This window comes from Aeromonas sp. Marseille-Q7275, assembly GCF_965119515.1.
Map to the genome: position 1 here is coordinate 52,209 of NZ_CBCPLW010000011.1, position 15,276 is coordinate 67,484.

The following is a 15,276-nucleotide window of genomic DNA, read 5'->3' on the forward strand; positions in this document are numbered from 1 at the left end:
GCCCGGATCCGCGGCGCTCAAGCGGCACCTGTGCGGCCGTTAATTTTATGGGTAAGCTGAACCCCTGATGCGCGCCCCCGGAAGGGGCCGCCAGGGTGAGCCTATGAACCCCACTTTTCATGAAGCAAGAAGCCAAGGAGTTGTCATGACGGAGCTGGTCACTGAGCTGGTGCGGATCGCCGCCTTTTCCGATGGACCCCGGGGGGGCAATCCCGCCGGTGTCTGGATCGGGCCCCAACTGCCGACGGCGGAGGAGATGCAGCGGATCGCCGCAGAGGTCGGATTTTCGGAGACGGCCTTCGCCGCCCCGCTGCACAGCGAGGAGCAAGGCGCAGAGGTGCCCCAATGGCGGGTGCGCTACTTCTCTCCCGAGGCGGAGGTGCCGTTTTGCGGCCATGCCACCATCGCCCTCGGGGTGGCGCTGGCGCGCCGCTTCGGGGCAGGGGACCATGCCTTGCACCTCAGCCAGACCAAGATCCGGGTCTCGGGCTGGCAGGATGAGCAGGGGCAATGGCAGGCGGCGCTGCAATCCCCGTCGACCCGCAGCAAACCGGCGCAGGCGGATCTGATGCGCGAAGCCCTGGCGCTGTTTGGCTATGACGCGGCCAGCCTGGATCCCCGCATTCCCCCAGCGCTCATCCACGGCGGCGCCGATCATCTGGTGCTGGCGCTCAAGGATCGCGCAGCGCTCTCGGCCATGCACTATTCGCTGGCGCAGGGTCGCTTGCTGATGCGCCGGGAGGGCCTGGTGACCATTCTGCTGGTCCATGTGCAAGGGGATCGGCTGTTCCACACCCGCAATGCCTTTGCCTACGGCGGCGTCTATGAGGATCCGGCCACGGGCGCCGCGACCGCCGCCTTCGCCGGCTACTTGCGCGACCTGCACTGGCCCCACGGCGGTGCCATCGACATAGTGCAGGGGGAAGACATGGGCATGCCGTCGCGGCTGCACGCCGAGATCCCGGCCGAACCCGGCAGTTCTGTGCGGGTGTCCGGCGGGGCACGGCTGATGTGATGCCGTGATGCGAGAGTGACGGCCTGTCCGGCCGCTGCCTTGGCTGGGGAGTGAAGGGGAAGAGCCCCTTGGAGGGCAAGATAGGCCCCTGATCATCCGCGGATCAGGGGCCTATGGGGCGCTCAGGGTCGACCGCTGAGCAAGATGGCGCCGCCCAGAGAGATGAAGATCCCCCCAGTGATGCGGCTAAACAGACGCTGGCCGCGCGCTGGCTTGAAGTAGCTGCCGGCGCGTCTGGCCAGGGCCACATAGCAGAGGTGCACCAGGGTGACGATGACGCAGATGGTCAGGTACATAGTGAAGAACTGGATGGGCAGCGGGCTCTGGTGATCGAGAAACTGGGGTAGCAGCGCGCAGAGGAAGATGATGGTCTTGGGGTTGCTGGCCGACACCAGGAAGGCTTCCCGCAGCAGGGAGCCCTTGCTCCGGGACGGGCGGCGGGCGCCAACCCGTTGCGCCTCCTGACCCCCCGCGCCGGTCGCCCGCAGCGCCTTGTAGCCGAGATAGATCAAGTAACCGCCGCCCGCCAGCTTGAGGGCGAGGAAGAGGGGCGGCAAGGTCTGCAGCAGGGCACCCACGCCCATGGCGACCAGACAGATGAAAATGGCCTGACAGAACAGATTCGCGCCTATGGTGAGCAGGGCCGGGCGCCAGCCGAGCTGCAGGCCGTTCTTTACCACCAGCAGCACATTGGGCCCCGGGGTCAGGGTCGCCAGCAGATAGGCCAGCAGGAACAACATCCATGTATCCAGACTCATGATCTCTCCTTGGTAAAGAGCACATCATGCTCCGCCCCCGGGGCCGCGTCCAGTGACGACTGCCACCAGGATGTGGCGGTTTTTCAGGTGCTTAACTTAAGTGGTGGCCATGGGGGAAAGGGGGCTCAGCTGCCCGGAAAAATAAGAAACCGTCCACGAAGGACGGTTTATCCAGGCTGCCGACCCTTATTTCAGGGCTTTCTTCAGCTTCTTGATCTTGCCTTCGTGCTTGGCAATCTTCTCCTGGCGGGCGGCGATTTTCTTCTTGATATCTTTCTTGCTGGCTTTGGCCATAGGTCGTGCTCCTTGTGTCAAGAGAACATCATGGGATCATGATGTTCAGGATCTCTCCATCTGAAGAGCCCAGAGTGCCACATGAATTCCATTCGGGCCAGTGCATCAGGGTGTCGGGAGCGGATGCTCCCCTGACACAGATCCGGCGAAGGGGTGGCTCACTCATCGGGGCTGGTTTGCAGGATAGTCCAGTTTCCCGGTGGCGCCACTTCGGCCGCGCCGACTTAGGCTGTGGCCTGGCAACAAAAAAGCGCCCCTGGGGGCGCTTCTTGCATCATCCGAACACAGGCGAAGGGATCAGGCCTTCTTCAGGTAGGCCGCGACCAGCACTATCTGCACGCCGTTGACCTTGCCTTCGATGTGCAGCGGGTTGCTGGTGAGGCGGATGCCCTTGACCAGGGTGCCACGCTTGGCGGTGAAGCCGCCGCCCTTGACGTCCAGATCCTTGATCAGGGTGACGGAGTCCCCCTCCTGCAGCACGGCGCCGTTGGAGTCGACGGTGGGCACGCTGTCGTCATCGTCGCTGGCGCTGCCTGCTTCGGCCCAGGCCTTGGTCTCTTCTTCCATGTACATCATGTCCAGCATGTCCTGGGCCCAGATCTCGCCCCGGGCGGACAGGTTTTTAAGCTGGCGCCATGCCATCACCTGCACCGCCGGCACTTGGCTCCACATGCTGTCACCCAGGCAGCGCCAGTGGTTGACCTCAGTGGTGTCCGGCTGCTCCAGCTGACCACGGCAGGTGGCGCACAGCGCCACGCTGTGGTCATCGTCACTGGCGGGGGAGTGTGGCACCGGGAAGGCAGTCAGCGCATGTTCTGCTCCACACAGCTCACACTTGGCGTCCGCACGCGCTTGCAGGATGGCATTGATGGTCATGTTTTGGTTCCGTTCATATGGGTAAAACGACTCGCGTGGGCGAGTCGCGCTAATGAGGGGGCGGAATATAGCACAAATCCCTGCTTTTTGTCAGGCTACCAGCAAGGGGTGGGGGCAGGCGCGCTGGCGAGTGCTTTTTGATGGCAGATCGCTAGAATGAGCCTCCCTTTTGATAGCAGGACAAGCTCACCGTGCTGGCTCACCGTTTTCGACAACTGGACTGCTTGCTGACCAACGAGAGACGCTGGTGGCAATACCAGCCCTATCATCATCTGAGCCTGGCCTTCGCCGATGAGGCCCCCGAGCTGGCCGCCTGCCTCAATGGCCTCGGTCTTGACGAGATAGCGCGGCTCGACGCCGACATGGGGGCGCTTTGCACCCTGCTTGCCCCCTGGATCCCGGCAGGGGCCGAGCTCCATGCCCTGAGCGAGCTAGACACCTTTGTCCCCGAACCCATTCATTGCGCCAGGACCATGGCGATGTACATGCCGGGACGCAAGCAGGCGCAGATAGAAGCCTTCACCGGCTGTCTGCCCGCCCATCAGGGCCCCTATCTGGAGTGGTGCGCCGGCAAGGGCCACCTGGGGCGCCTGGTCTCCCTGCACCGGGGGGCCGAGATCCTGAGCCTCGAATTGCAGCACACGCTCTGCGAGGAGGGGCGGCAGCTCGCGGTGCGCGATGGTGCCCGCATGCAGTTTGTGGAGGCCGACGCCTTCGCCGCCGAGTCGGGGGCGCTCATCGCCCCGCACCATCACGCCATGGCGCTCCATGCCTGTGGTGAGCTGCATACCCATCTGCTGGAGCAGGTGGCCGAGCGCGGTGCCCAGGGCGTGACCCTCTCCCCCTGTTGCTATCACCTGATCCGCACCAGCCATTACCGCCCTCTGTCACAGGCCGCCAAGGCCAGCGCCCTGCACCTTGGCAAGAGCGACCTGAAGCTGCCGCTGCAGGAGACGGTGACCGGCGGCGCCCGCATCTCCCGCCTGCGCGAGCAGGAGGTGATCTGGCGTCTCGCCTTCGATTGCCTGCAGCGTCAGGTGCGCGGGGTGGATGAGTACCTGCCGGTGCCCAACCTGCAAAAGAGCCTGCTGGCGGGCAGTTTCGAGGCCTTCTGTGACTGGGCCGCCGAGTGCAAGGGGATGGTGTTGCCTCAGGGGATAGATCATGGCGACTTCCTCGCCAGGGGGGAGCGGCGCTTTGGGGACGTCGCCCGCATGGAGCTGGTGCGCCATCTGTTTCGCCGTCCGCTGGAGATCTGGCTCGCCCTGGATCGGGCCCTCTTCCTCGAAGAGCAGGGCTACCAGGTCGAGCTGGGGGCGTTCTGTGACAAACCCATGACCCCTCGCAATCTGCTGATCCGGGCGGTGCGCGTTCACGGCGCATAAAACGCGAGTACCTTGAGGTCAAAATGAGGCTGTTGCGCGGTTTCATCTGAGTGCATGGTGGCATGGCTCACAATTTCGCCAAATTCTTAATTCTTGTCGTGAATTTAGTTGTCGGGATGCCTATGCTCGCCCTGACATTTTCAAGACAAGGATGGTTACCCATGTTCATGCTCAAGCGCACCGCCTGGCTGGTTGCGGGGCTCTGCGCCTCGCCAGCTTTTGCGGCCATGACGATTCAGCCCGACCCACAAAACAGCGGTGGCTATGTGATTGCCGCCTCCGATATAACGGCCGTTGAGAAGGCCAAGACGGCCAACCCCATGTACGGCATCTGGTCAAAGGCACTGGCCACCCGACCCAACATCCTGGTGGATGCGATTGTGCCGCGGCGAGCCGACAACCCGGACAACGTCAAACGGGTCGAGCGGGTCTTTACCGAATCGGACTGGGACTTTCTGACCCAGATGGCGGCCCCCGAATATACCTATGAGCGCTTCTTGCGGGCGGTCGGCAAGTTCCCCGCCTTCTGCGGCGACTACACGGACGGGCGCAATGCGGACGCCATCTGCAAAAAATCCATCGTCACCGCCTTCGCCCACTTCGCCCAGGAGACGGGCGGTCACATCGCCAGGGAGAATGTCTCCGACAACCCGCTGGGGCTAGAGGAGTGGCAGCAGGCGCTGGTGCATGTGCGCGAGATGGGCTGGGCCGAGGGGCAACTCGGCTATACCACCGGCTGTGGCCAGAATGACTGGCAGAACAGGAAGTGGCCCTGCAGCACGGGGCAGGGCTACTTTGGCCGTGGCGCGAAACAGCTTTCCTATCACTTCAACTACGGTGCCTTCTCCGAGGCGATGTTTGACGGAAACGCCACCGTGCTGCTGAACAACCCCGGCCTGGTGGCTGACTCCTGGCTCAACCTCGCCTCCGCCATCTGGTTCTTCCTGACACCGCAAGCCCCCAAACCCGCCATGTTGCACGTCATCGACAGAACCTGGGTCCCCTCCCAGCGCGAGCTCGCGGCCGGCATCGGTTATGGCTTTGGCACCACCATCAACGTCATCAACGGCGGCATAGAGTGTGGCGAGCAGAACAAGAACAAGGGGCAGCCGGTCAACCGCATCCGTTACTGGGAAGGGCTGGCCGCCCATTACGGGATCCCGCAGCTCCCGGACGAGAAGAACACCTGCTGGCAGCAGACGCCCTATGGCAGCCTCAACCTGAACGGCGCCACCGACGTGCTCTACACCAACTGGGACGGCAACTGGAAATATTATGCCGACAGGCCAGGTGGCTACTCGTTCGAGTGCGAGCTGGTGGGATTCCAGACCGCCTATTCGGCCCTGGTGCCGGGGGATTACGAGAAGTGCATGACCAACGTCTACGGCTCCCACGCCAACTGGCCCAAGGTACGAGTGGTGGCCAAGCTCGATCCTGCGCCCGTCGATCCGACCGACCCGCCTGTGGGGGATGTGCCCGCCTGGGAGGCCAGCAAGGTCTATACCGCCGGCAACAAGGTGAGCCACAAGGGCGTGGTGTATCAGGCGAAGTGGTGGACCCAGGGCAACGAGCCGGGTAAGGGAGACCCCTGGGCGCCGGTGACCTGAGCCCGGCGAGGGCGCGTCATCAGTGATGATGGGGAAGGGGGTGATGGGCCTCTCTTCCCCTCTTTCATGGGGATCCGGCGCAAGGGGCCTATGACGGGACCGCTGGCCCATGGAACAAGTCAAGAGTGTTCGGGGGCTTATCCCGCACAGAGGAGTGACACATGAATATCGCCATCCACTTTGAAATCCCGGTACAGGATCTGGAGAGGGCCATCCGCTTCTATGAGGCGCTCTTCGAGATAGCTCTCGAGCGGGCGCACATAGATGGCAACGAGATGGCGTTGTTTCCCCTCGATGAGCAGGCGCCCGGCTGTTCCGGCGCCCTGGCAAAGGGAGAGAGCTATGTGCCGAGCCTGGACGGCACCCGGGTCTATCTGAAGGTCGCGGACATAGAGCTGGCCATGGCCCGGGCGCTGACAGCGGGAGGGGAGTGTCTCTATCCCGTTACCCGGGTGAGCGAGCGGATCCGGGTGGCCGAGCTCAGGGATCCCGAAGGCAATCGCATCGCCCTGCAGGAGCAGAGCTGAACCTGATGCCGATGAGGGCATCCCTCGATGGGCCTGCCAGGTGGGGGGAGATGCCCCCTCGGCAGTGGCGAAACCCGGGGGGAGCGGCTACTCATATGATGCTAAATGCGGCCGGCATACTGCCGGCTCGCACCTTGAAGAGAGGAGCTGGATATGCAAGGAACCTGTCTGTGCGGCGGTATCACCGTCTCGAGCGGCGATCACAAGGAGGTCAACCTGTGTCACTGCACCATGTGCCGGCGCTGGTCCGGGGGCCCCATGTTCGCGGTGCATGGCGGCAAGGGGGTCAGTTTCAAGGGGCTCACCCCTGTGGCCTACCGCTCGTCCCAGTGGGCGGAGCGCGGCTTCTGTCCCACCTGCGGCACCCACCTTTTCTACCATCTGTTGCCGACGGACGAGTACATCCTCTCTGCCGGCCTGTTTCAGGAACAGGGGTTCGAGCTCACCGGGCAGATCTTTATCGACGAGAAGCCTGATTTTTATGCGCTCAAAAACGACACCCCGACCCTGACCGGGCAGCAGGTGTTCGAGCAGTTCGCCCCCAAGCCCTGAACCTGTCGCCGCAACTCTGGAGAGCCAATCATGGATGAACAACAGAAGGTGAGGGGGCCTGCCTCCTATTTCCCCGCCATCGAGAAAACCTATGGGCAGCCGATTGCCCACTGGCTGGCCCTGCTGGCGGGGCGGGAGGAGCGCAAACACATGGCGCTGGTGGCCTGGCTCAAGGCCGAGCACGGCATGGGCCACGGCCATGCCAATGCCCTGGTGGCCCACCATCTGGCGCAGGGTTGAACCGCCCGTATCGGCCCTGATCGCGTTCGTGTATCAGGGCTTTCGACCACTGCTGAAGAAACAAGGATAGAAGATGGAACTGGTGGTCATCCGCCATGGTGAAACCCGGGCCAATGCCGAGGGGCGCTATCTGGGGGCGCTGGATATGGGGCTCAACGAAACGGGGTGGGCACAGGTCGACGCGCTGGCGCAGGCGCTTTCCAAGGGGGCGCCGTTTCAGCGCTTGTTGACCTCTCCCCTGTTGCGGGCGAGGCAGAGTGCGGACTTGATCTCCGGGGCACTGGCGTTGCCTGCCCGGATAGTCCCCGCCTTTCGTGAGCGTCATGTGGGTGTGTTCGAGGGGTTGACCCAGGCAGAGGCGAGGAGCCGTTACCCCGAGCTATGGATGCGCAACATCACCCGGCGCTGGGCCGAGGGGCCGCCCGACGGTGAGCCGCTGGATGCGGTGATAGCACGGGTGTCGTCAGGGTTGATCATGCTCGCCGATGAGGCGCGGGGCGAGCGGGTCTTGCTGGTGGCACACGGGGTGGTGGCCAAGGTGATCCGGGCCGTCACCACCAAGGGGTTTGCCGACTTCTTCGAGGGGCAACTGCATAACGGTGGCAGACTGGTGATCAATATTCCCCAGGCTCAGTCACCGATCCGGTTTCACCGTCCGGCCGGGCAGGATTAACCCGCGCCTCGCCCTGCGCAGACGAGGGGAGCCGACCATCTGTGGCCGGGTTTCACGGGAACAACCGTCAAGGGGCGACACCCCTGCTTCACATGGGCGTCGGGAATCGAGACAAGAGGAGAAGATCGATGAAGATAAGCGTCAGCGTCCGGGTCGAGCGGCCAGTCGCTCTGGTATGGGAGGGGTGGAACACCCCCGCCAGCATCATGGCATGGAATGCCGCCTCCCCCGAGTGGCACTGCCCCGGCAGCAGGGTGGATCTGCGGGTCGGCGGGCTTTTCTGTCACCGTATGGCCGCCCGGGATGGCAGCATGGGGTTCGATTTCGAGGGCACCTTCACCGAGGTGGTGCCGCCAACCTCCCTGGGTTACGTCATGGACGACGGCCGGGCCGTCAGGGTGAGGTTCGTGGAGGATCAGGGAGGCACCTGGGTGCACGAGGAGTTCGACGCCGAATCCGAACACAGCGGCGAGCAGCAGCGTGCCGGCTGGCAGAGCATACTCGACAACTTCAAACGCTATATGGAAAGCGCGCCCTGAGGCGCGCTTTTCGTTCAACCGTCTCTTGCCCGGCGCCGGGTTACTCCTCGATATCCAGCAGCACCAGGATGGCACTCTCGCCCCCCCATTCCCGCGGGGCCTGGTGGAAGGCGCGCACATTGGGGTGCTGGGCCAGCCAGCTTGGAATGCGCTGCTTGAGCACATGCTTGCCGATGCCGTGCATCACGGAGGCGACGTGAATATTCTCTTTTTGGCACAGGGTGAGCAGGGCGGCCAGCTCCTGCTTGGCCTGGAGCTGACTCATGCCATGAAGATCAAGATAAATCTCCGGCGGATAGAGGCCGCGCTTGAGCTTTTTCAGCTCGAATTTTGACACGTCTTCACGCACAAAACGGGTCGGGCCCTCTTCGTCCAGATGAGGCTGGTACTCGTCGCTGAAAAAGTGGTCAACCCCAAGCTTTTCGCGGCTTTCACGCAGTTCGCGTTTCTGCTTGACCGGGCTTGAGGAGGCCCTTATGGTATCTTGCTTAATTTTCCGGGTACCTTTGACAGCATCACGAAACAGCAGGCTTTCCTCGTCTGTGGGTGAGGGCGTTTTTTTCATCAGGTACTCGTCTTGCTCGCTGTATAGAATTCTCGGGCCGGATATTACTCGACTTGGAGGTGGATTTGGACAAGATATTTATCGACGAGGTGGTTGCCGAAATGCACACCATCCAGGACATGTTGCGCTGGGCCATGAGTCGTTTCAACGACGCCGGGATCTTCTACGGACATGGTACCGACAACGCCTGGGATGAGGCCGTGCAACTGGTGCTGCCCGCGTTACATCTGCCGCCGGACGTGGATCCTGGCATGCGCCACTCCCGCCTGACCACCAGCGAGCGTCACCGCATCGCCGAGCTCATCATCCGCCGGGTGCAGGAGCGGGTGCCGGCCGCCTACCTGACCAACAAGGCCTGGTACGCGGGTTGGGAGTTCTACGTGGACGAGCGGGTGCTCATTCCGCGCTCCCCCATCGCCGAGATGGTGGCCAACCGTTTCGCCCCCTTCCTGAAGGAAGAGCCGACCCGGATCATGGACTTGTGCACCGGCTCCGGTTGCATCGCCATCATCATGGCCCATGAGTTCCCCCATGCGGAAGTGGATGCCATCGATATCAGCGTCGATGCCCTCAATGTGGCCGAGCGCAACATCAACGACCACGGCCTGGAGCAGCAGGTCATCCCGATCCGCTCCGATCTGATGCGCGACTTGCCCGCCGGCGACAAGTACGATCTCATCGTCTCCAACCCGCCCTATGTGGACTCCGAGGACATGTCGGATCTGCCGGAAGAGTTTCGTCACGAGCCGGAGCTGGCCCTGGCATCGGGCTCCGATGGCCTCAAGCTCACCAAGCGCATCCTGGCCAATGCCGCCGACTTCCTCAAGGATGATGGCGTGCTGGTGGTCGAGGTGGGCAACAGCATGATCCATCTGGAAGCCCAGTTCCCCGACGTGCCCTTCACCTGGGTCGAGTTCGAGAACGGCGGTCACGGCGTCTTCGTGATGACCAAGGCAGAGCTCGAGCAGTACCAGCCCCATTTCGCGATTTACAAGAGCTAAGCAGCAAGGAGCACCCATGGCAGGGAACAGTTTTGGCCAACTCTTTCGGGTCACCACCTTTGGCGAGAGCCACGGCCTGGCGCTCGGCGCCGTGGTCGACGGCTGCCCCCCCGGGCTTGAGATAAGCGAAGCGGATCTGCAAATCGATCTGGACAGGCGCAAGCCCGGCACCTCCCGCTACACCACCCAGCGCCGCGAGGCGGACGAAGTGAAGATCCTGGCCGGGGTGTTCGAGGGGCGCACCACGGGCACCTCCATCGGGCTGCTCATCGAGAATACCGATCAGCGCTCCAAGGACTACTCCGAGATCAAGGACCTGTTCCGCCCGGGCCACGCCGACTACACCTACCACCAGAAGTACGGTCAGCGTGACTACCGGGGCGGCGGCCGCTCCTCGGCCCGCGAGACCGCCATGCGGGTGGCGGCGGGGGCCATCGCCAAGAAGTACTTGAAGCAGATGCACGGCATCGAGATAGTGGGTTTTCTCTCCCAGCTCGGCCCCATCAAGGCCGAGGCGTTCGACCAGAGCCAGATCGAGCAGAACCCCTTCTTCTTCCCCGATGCGGGCAAGCTGGAGGCCCTCGACGAGTACATGCGGGCCCTCAAGAAAGAGGGCAACAGCATAGGCGCCAAGGTGGCTGTCATTGCGCGCAACGTGCCGGTGGGCTTAGGGGAGCCGGTGTTCGACCGCCTCGACGCCGACATCGCCCACGCCATGATGGGCATCAATGCGGTGAAGGGGGTCGAGATTGGTGACGGTTTCGCCGTGGTGGAGCAAAAAGGCTCCGAGCATCGCGACGAGATGACCCCGGCTGGCTTTGCCAGCAACCATGCGGGCGGCATCCTGGGAGGCATTTCCTCCGGCCAGGACATAGTGGTGAGCATGGCGCTCAAGCCCACCTCCAGCATCACTGTGCCGGGCAAGACCATCAACACCAGCGGCGAGGCCACCGAGATGATCACCAAGGGTCGTCACGATCCTTGTGTCGGCATCCGTGCCGTGCCCATCGCCGAGGCCATGCTGGCCCTGGTGCTGATGGATCACCTGCTGCGCCACCGCGCCCAGAACCAGGGTGTGCATACCCAGACCCCGCAGCTGCGCTGATCGGCAAGCCGCGCTGTCGGCTGATCACCATGCTCTGCAAAAAAGGCGACCCCAGGGTCGCCTTTCTCGTTTGTGCGGGGTTCTCAACCCTGAGCGCCTTTCTCCCGGGGCTGGCTGCCATCGAGGCGGCACACCGGCGGGGCAAAGGTTGCATCTGGCGGGGGGAGGGCAGCGATGGCGGCATCGATGCGGGCGAGCTCTGCGTCGCTCACCGCCTGGCTGGCAAACATCAGGCTGACCGGCTGCTGGTGCAGCAGCACCTGGCACAGGGTGAACTCCTCTGCCCCGAGCTGGGCCAGCCGATGCCGGGCGTATTGCCACTCTATGATGACCCCGTCGAGGCGCCGCGCCAGCAGGAGGGCGATCAGCCTGTCGTCCGAGTTGTATTCGCTCGCCTGCCGAAGGGCGGGGCAGGCGTCGCTCAGGGGCAGGGGGCGGGTGCCCCTCAGCTTGCCAAGACGCAGCCCCGTCTGCTGGCACAGATCCGCAAGGTGCGTTATCCCCTGCCAGCGATCTGGGCTCCCGGGGGTCGCCTTGTGGCTGAGCAGCACGAAGCTGGCGCGTCTGTAGGGGGCCGAGAAGCGGGCGAAACGTGCCCGCTCCGGGGTTTTCAGGGCCCCCATGGCGACATCCAGCTGCTGGCGCGCCATGAGGTGCAGGGCCCGGGCCCAGGGGAGATTGCGAAACGCGGGCTCAAGATCGGCGCCGCGGAGGATCTGGCGGGTCAGGGTCACGTCCAGCCCGCCGAGTTCGCCGTCGGCATCGATCTGGCTGAAGGGGGGCCAGTGGCTCCAGGCCACCGACAGTGTCTCCCTGGCGCCCAGAGGCAGGCTCAGTGTGAGCAGCAGGCCCAGGCTCAAGGCAGAGCGCATGGCGACCTGAATATGTCTCCTGATCAAGCAGAACCTCCCTGTTCCGTGTCGTGAGGGTATGAATTCGCGCCCCAGGAGGGGCAGGGACGGACCCTGGCGAGCATCATCATCGCCATTCTGCCCCGCCAGCGTCGGTATTTCCAGCCGTGCTGGGAGGCGTATCACATTTTCCTCGTGTAAGTGCGCCAACTCCGTTAGACTGCGCCTCTATTCTTTCCCCTTTGCTCTGCTCCCCGGGGAAATCGTTGTTTTCTCTATAGGCCCAGATCCTGTGAGATGGCATCGGCTCAGCAGAGGAGCCCCACCACAGATCCCCGGCGCCCCTATCCCTAGCAGGTAACTATGAGTTTTACTTCCCTCGGTCTGGCCGAACCCTTGTTGCGTGCCGTTGCCGAGCAAGGCTACGACACCCCGTCTCCCATCCAGCAACAAGCGATCCCGGCCGTCCTGGCTGGCCGTGACCTGATGGCCGCCGCCCAGACCGGGACCGGCAAGACCGCAGGCTTTACCCTGCCGATGCTGCAGCGCCTCACCGAGAGCAAGCGCAAGGTCTCCCCGAACCGCATTCGTGCCCTGGTGCTGACGCCGACTCGCGAGCTGGCCGCCCAGGTGGGCGAGAGCGTGCGCAACTACGGCAAGCACCTGCCGATCCGCAGCCACGTCGTCTTCGGCGGCGTCAGCATCAACCCGCAGATGATGGCAACCCGCCGTGGTCTGGACGTGCTGGTGGCCTGCCCGGGCCGCCTGATGGATCTCTACAACCAGAACGCAGTCAAGTTCGACGAAGTGGAGATCCTGGTGCTGGACGAAGCGGATCGCATGCTCGACATGGGCTTCATCCGTGACATCCGTCGCATCCTGGCCCTGTTGCCGAAGAAGCGTCAGAACCTGCTCTTCTCCGCCACCTTCGCCGAAGAGATCCGCGAGCTGGCCACCGGCCTGCTGGACAACCCGGCGGTGATCGAAGTGGCCCCGCGCAACAGTACCGCCGAGCGCATCGAGCAGCTGGTGCACCCGTGCGACAAGGCCAACAAGATCGCGCTCTTGAGCCACCTGGTCACCAGCAACGACTGGCAGCAGGTACTGGTGTTCACCCGTACCAAGCACATGGCCAACCGCGTTGCCGAGACCCTCGACAAGAACGGCGTCAGCGCCGCCGCCATCCACGGCAACAAGAGCCAGGGTGCCCGTACCCGTGCCCTGGCCGGTTTCAAGGAAGGCAGCGTCAAGGTGCTGGTGGCGACCGACATCGCCGCCCGTGGTCTGGACATCGACAAGCTGCCGCAGGTGGTCAACTTCGAGCTGCCCAACGTGGCGGAAGACTACGTGCACCGCATCGGCCGTACTGGCCGTGCCGGCGCAGCCGGTCATGCGATCTCCCTGGTGGCTGCCGATGAAGGCAAGCTCATCAAGGCCATCGAGCGTCTGACCAAGCAGAACATCCCTTGCGAGCAGGTGGCCGGTTTTGAAGCCTCCCGCGAGACGCTCGATAACATAAGCCGTGGTATCGGCGCGCCCCTGCGCAAAGAGCCCCGCGATCCGAGCGAGCAGCGCCGTGCGCCGCGCCCGCAGGGTCAAGGCCAGCGTCAGGGTGCAGGTCGCTCCGCCAATGGTGGCAACGCAGGCGGTGCCCGCACCGGCAACGGTGGCAAGCCCAAGCCGCAAGGTGGCCAGCGTCCCGCCGATGGTGCCGCCAAACCGGCCCAGGCCCGTCGTCCCCGCCGCGCCAGCCACAACCAGTAAGGGGCCGAGGGTTCGCCCTCATCCCCCTACCGGTTGATAGAAAAAGCCCTGCCAGATTGGCAGGGCTTTTTTGTGTCCGTCGTTTGCCGCCATCCTGGGCGCCTGGGGTGGCAGCCGAAGACGGGGAGGGCCAGCCTCGGGCGTCAGCAGGTGGCCATCAAGACGTCATGCTTGCTGACCTGAGTCTGGATCTGTTGGCACAGGGTCTGAATATGGGGCTCATCCATTTTCTCACGAGAAATATAGATGCCGATCACCCCCTTGTTATATTCCTCGTCCATGTCGAGCGGGACTATGCCGAATTGGGCGAAATAACCCCCCATGCTGCCCGGATAAGGCATGACGGCATTGCTGGTATTTGCCATGTCAATGCCGGCCATCAGCGAATTGCAGGTATAAATGATTTTGTCATTGAGCTGCATAGCTGCCTGATCTTGCTTTTTTCTTGCCAGGTCCTCGACTAGGTGAAGATATTTCGGCTCATCCGTGGTGATCAACAGGCTGGGGTAATTTACCAGTTCCTGCTTGCTGCATACTTTCCCCAGGAGGGGATGCCCGGCCCTGACAAATATGGCATCGCTGGAGGTAAATAACGGGATGAATATCAGGCTGTAATGTTTATCCAGACCATGGATCTCATGTCCCAGAAACAGGTCGATATGATTGCCAAGGAGCAGATCCAATAGCCGCAGGTGATTGCCGACCTCGATATTGATGGCACAGGATGGATTGGCTGCTCGATAGTGCAGGGTGACAGGTTGCAGCACATGCTGCCACCAGGCATGGCCGGTACCCACTCTCAGTGGCAGGGCCGCTCGCTCGCGAAGAATGGCGAGCCGCCTGAGGGTATCATCATAGATCCGCTGCATCACGCGGGCTTGTGTCAGCAGCAGCTCCCCGGCTGCGGTCAGCGTCACGCCGCCGGCGTGCCTGATCAGCAGGGTCGTGTCCAAGCTCTCTTCGAGTTTCTTCATGTTGTGGGTCAGCGTCGGTTGGCTCAGCCCCATATGTCTGGCTGCCAGACTCACACTCTTGTGGGTCGCGACCTCGATGAATTGTCTTAGATGTTTGTCCACGGGAAACGGCGTCCGTTCAGGGTCAGGCGGAGCGCAACGCTAGTGCAAGCATGCGAGACTGTCAATCGCCACCGTATCGCCAGAAATGGTTTTTATGTGTGTCTCTTCACGTTGTTTTCCATTCGTTTTGGCCGGCAATAGCGCTATTTTAGTGCGCACGCTCACGCAATTTCATACTGTTATAGAGCACATCTATCTCGCCAGTCAGCTCATCTATGTTTCCTTCCAGGCATGCGGGTGTAAGCTGTGAAAACAATTTTTATTGTTGTCATTCAAATAACAAAAAATAAAGTAACGAAGGGAATATATGAAAATAAATCCACTGGCTTTATCCGTGGCATTATTATGCGGCGGCATCATCTTGTCCGGCTGTAACGATAACGGCTCATCTTCCAATAATGATAATACGGTCAAACCAGAGGTGAAGGCCCCCTGGGATTTCGATCTC

Annotated in this window: 15 protein-coding genes and 1 pseudogene; 11 read left to right on the forward strand and 5 right to left on the reverse strand. The window is 62.6% G+C overall.

Annotated elements, in window-relative coordinates; all coding sequences use genetic code 11:
• Positions 1-145: 145 nt before the first annotated feature.
• The gene (locus ACWPWQ_RS12090) at positions 146-1,015 is read left to right on the forward strand and encodes a PhzF family phenazine biosynthesis protein (RefSeq protein ID WP_454009873.1); all 870 of its coding nucleotides are present in this window, start codon (positions 146-148) and stop codon (positions 1,013-1,015) included.
• Between the two features lie 122 nt (positions 1,016-1,137).
• Here ACWPWQ_RS12090 and ACWPWQ_RS12095 read toward each other — a convergent pair whose 3' ends face one another.
• Both ACWPWQ_RS12095 and ACWPWQ_RS12100 read right to left on the reverse strand, forming a co-directional pair.
• Complete coding sequence (locus ACWPWQ_RS12095) at positions 1,138-1,773, reverse strand: LysE family translocator (RefSeq protein ID WP_454009874.1); 636 nt, start codon at positions 1,771-1,773, stop codon at positions 1,138-1,140.
• 591 nt (positions 1,774-2,364) lie between these two features.
• On the reverse strand, positions 2,365-2,943 hold the full coding sequence (locus ACWPWQ_RS12100; protein WP_139434355.1) for a PhnA domain-containing protein: 579 nt from the start codon (positions 2,941-2,943) through the stop codon (positions 2,365-2,367).
• A 156-nt stretch (positions 2,944-3,099) separates the two neighbouring features.
• On the opposite strand from ACWPWQ_RS12100, the pseudogene ACWPWQ_RS12105 reads away from it, so the two are divergent.
• The 7 genes and pseudogenes from ACWPWQ_RS12105 to ACWPWQ_RS12135 all read left to right on the forward strand — a co-directional run bounded on the left by ACWPWQ_RS12105 (position 3,100) and on the right by ACWPWQ_RS12135 (position 8,466).
• Positions 3,100-4,328 (forward strand): annotated as a pseudogene (locus tag ACWPWQ_RS12105) (methyltransferase).
• Positions 4,329-4,489: 161 nt separating this feature from the next.
• Positions 4,490-5,935 carry a chitinase gene (locus tag ACWPWQ_RS12110; RefSeq protein WP_454009875.1) on the forward strand — a complete coding sequence of 482 codons (1,446 nt, stop codon included), beginning with the start codon at positions 4,490-4,492 and terminating at the stop codon, positions 5,933-5,935.
• A gap of 161 nt (positions 5,936-6,096) precedes the next feature.
• The gene (locus ACWPWQ_RS12115) at positions 6,097-6,462 is read left to right on the forward strand and encodes a VOC family protein (RefSeq protein WP_247626189.1); all 366 of its coding nucleotides are present in this window, start codon (positions 6,097-6,099) and stop codon (positions 6,460-6,462) included.
• Positions 6,463-6,615: 153 nt separating this feature from the next.
• Positions 6,616-7,014 (forward strand): GFA family protein, encoded by a 399-nt coding sequence (locus tag ACWPWQ_RS12120; RefSeq protein WP_454009876.1) that lies wholly within the window; start codon positions 6,616-6,618, stop codon positions 7,012-7,014.
• A 30-nt stretch (positions 7,015-7,044) separates the two neighbouring features.
• Entirely contained in the window at positions 7,045-7,254 is a 210-nt protein-coding gene (locus tag ACWPWQ_RS12125; RefSeq protein ID WP_202045812.1) for a DUF4287 domain-containing protein, read from the forward strand.
• A 73-nt stretch (positions 7,255-7,327) separates the two neighbouring features.
• The gene (locus ACWPWQ_RS12130) at positions 7,328-7,927 is read left to right on the forward strand and encodes a histidine phosphatase family protein (RefSeq protein WP_454009877.1); all 600 of its coding nucleotides are present in this window, start codon (positions 7,328-7,330) and stop codon (positions 7,925-7,927) included.
• Between the two features lie 128 nt (positions 7,928-8,055).
• Positions 8,056-8,466: an SRPBCC family protein gene (locus ACWPWQ_RS12135; protein WP_202045810.1), complete on the forward strand. Its 411-nt coding sequence runs from the start codon at positions 8,056-8,058 to the stop codon at positions 8,464-8,466.
• Positions 8,467-8,506: 40 nt separating this feature from the next.
• Here the strand turns inward: ACWPWQ_RS12135 and smrB are convergent, their stop codons facing one another.
• A complete protein-coding gene (gene smrB, locus ACWPWQ_RS12140; RefSeq protein WP_042650147.1) occupies positions 8,507-9,031 on the reverse strand; it encodes an endonuclease SmrB in 525 nt (174 codons plus the stop codon).
• Between the two features lie 65 nt (positions 9,032-9,096).
• Here smrB and prmB point away from each other — a divergent pair, with 65 nt between their 5' ends.
• Together prmB and aroC are read left to right on the forward strand one after the other, a co-directional pair.
• The gene (prmB, locus tag ACWPWQ_RS12145) at positions 9,097-10,032 is read left to right on the forward strand and encodes a 50S ribosomal protein L3 N(5)-glutamine methyltransferase (RefSeq protein ID WP_427229213.1); all 936 of its coding nucleotides are present in this window, start codon (positions 9,097-9,099) and stop codon (positions 10,030-10,032) included.
• Positions 10,033-10,048: 16 nt separating this feature from the next.
• Complete coding sequence (gene aroC, locus ACWPWQ_RS12150; protein WP_319918159.1) at positions 10,049-11,137, forward strand: chorismate synthase; 1,089 nt, start codon at positions 10,049-10,051, stop codon at positions 11,135-11,137.
• Positions 11,138-11,220: 83 nt separating this feature from the next.
• Here the strand turns inward: aroC and ACWPWQ_RS12155 are convergent, their stop codons facing one another.
• Positions 11,221-12,033: a substrate-binding periplasmic protein gene (locus ACWPWQ_RS12155; RefSeq protein WP_454009905.1), complete on the reverse strand. Its 813-nt coding sequence runs from the start codon at positions 12,031-12,033 to the stop codon at positions 11,221-11,223.
• Between the two features lie 318 nt (positions 12,034-12,351).
• On the opposite strand from ACWPWQ_RS12155, the gene ACWPWQ_RS12160 reads away from it, so the two are divergent.
• Positions 12,352-13,752 carry a DEAD/DEAH box helicase gene (locus tag ACWPWQ_RS12160; RefSeq protein ID WP_139434368.1) on the forward strand — a complete coding sequence of 467 codons (1,401 nt, stop codon included), beginning with the start codon at positions 12,352-12,354 and terminating at the stop codon, positions 13,750-13,752.
• 143 nt (positions 13,753-13,895) lie between these two features.
• Here the strand turns inward: ACWPWQ_RS12160 and ACWPWQ_RS12165 are convergent, their stop codons facing one another.
• Positions 13,896-14,828 (reverse strand): LysR family transcriptional regulator, encoded by a 933-nt coding sequence (locus ACWPWQ_RS12165; RefSeq protein ID WP_454009878.1) that lies wholly within the window; start codon positions 14,826-14,828, stop codon positions 13,896-13,898.
• Positions 14,829-15,276: the final 448 nt, after the last annotated feature.

What these genes read in the sequence shown, in the direction of transcription:
- ACWPWQ_RS12090 (WP_454009873.1), top strand. Translation starts at nt 146, where the DNA reads ATGACGGAGCTGGTCACTGAGCTGGTGCGGATCGCCGCCTTTTCCGAT.
- ACWPWQ_RS12095 (WP_454009874.1), bottom strand. Translation starts at nt 1,773, where the DNA reads ATGAGTCTGGATACATGGATGTTGTTCCTGCTGGCCTATCTGCTGGCG.
- ACWPWQ_RS12100 (WP_139434355.1), bottom strand. Translation starts at nt 2,943, where the DNA reads ATGACCATCAATGCCATCCTGCAAGCGCGTGCGGACGCCAAGTGTGAG.
- ACWPWQ_RS12110 (WP_454009875.1), top strand. Translation starts at nt 4,490, where the DNA reads ATGTTCATGCTCAAGCGCACCGCCTGGCTGGTTGCGGGGCTCTGCGCC.
- ACWPWQ_RS12115 (WP_247626189.1), top strand. Translation starts at nt 6,097, where the DNA reads ATGAATATCGCCATCCACTTTGAAATCCCGGTACAGGATCTGGAGAGG.
- ACWPWQ_RS12120 (WP_454009876.1), top strand. Translation starts at nt 6,616, where the DNA reads ATGCAAGGAACCTGTCTGTGCGGCGGTATCACCGTCTCGAGCGGCGAT.
- ACWPWQ_RS12125 (WP_202045812.1), top strand. Translation starts at nt 7,045, where the DNA reads ATGGATGAACAACAGAAGGTGAGGGGGCCTGCCTCCTATTTCCCCGCC.
- ACWPWQ_RS12130 (WP_454009877.1), top strand. Translation starts at nt 7,328, where the DNA reads ATGGAACTGGTGGTCATCCGCCATGGTGAAACCCGGGCCAATGCCGAG.
- ACWPWQ_RS12135 (WP_202045810.1), top strand. Translation starts at nt 8,056, where the DNA reads ATGAAGATAAGCGTCAGCGTCCGGGTCGAGCGGCCAGTCGCTCTGGTA.
- smrB (WP_042650147.1), bottom strand. Translation starts at nt 9,031, where the DNA reads ATGAAAAAAACGCCCTCACCCACAGACGAGGAAAGCCTGCTGTTTCGT.
- aroC (WP_319918159.1), top strand. Translation starts at nt 10,049, where the DNA reads ATGGCAGGGAACAGTTTTGGCCAACTCTTTCGGGTCACCACCTTTGGC.
- ACWPWQ_RS12160 (WP_139434368.1), top strand. Translation starts at nt 12,352, where the DNA reads ATGAGTTTTACTTCCCTCGGTCTGGCCGAACCCTTGTTGCGTGCCGTT.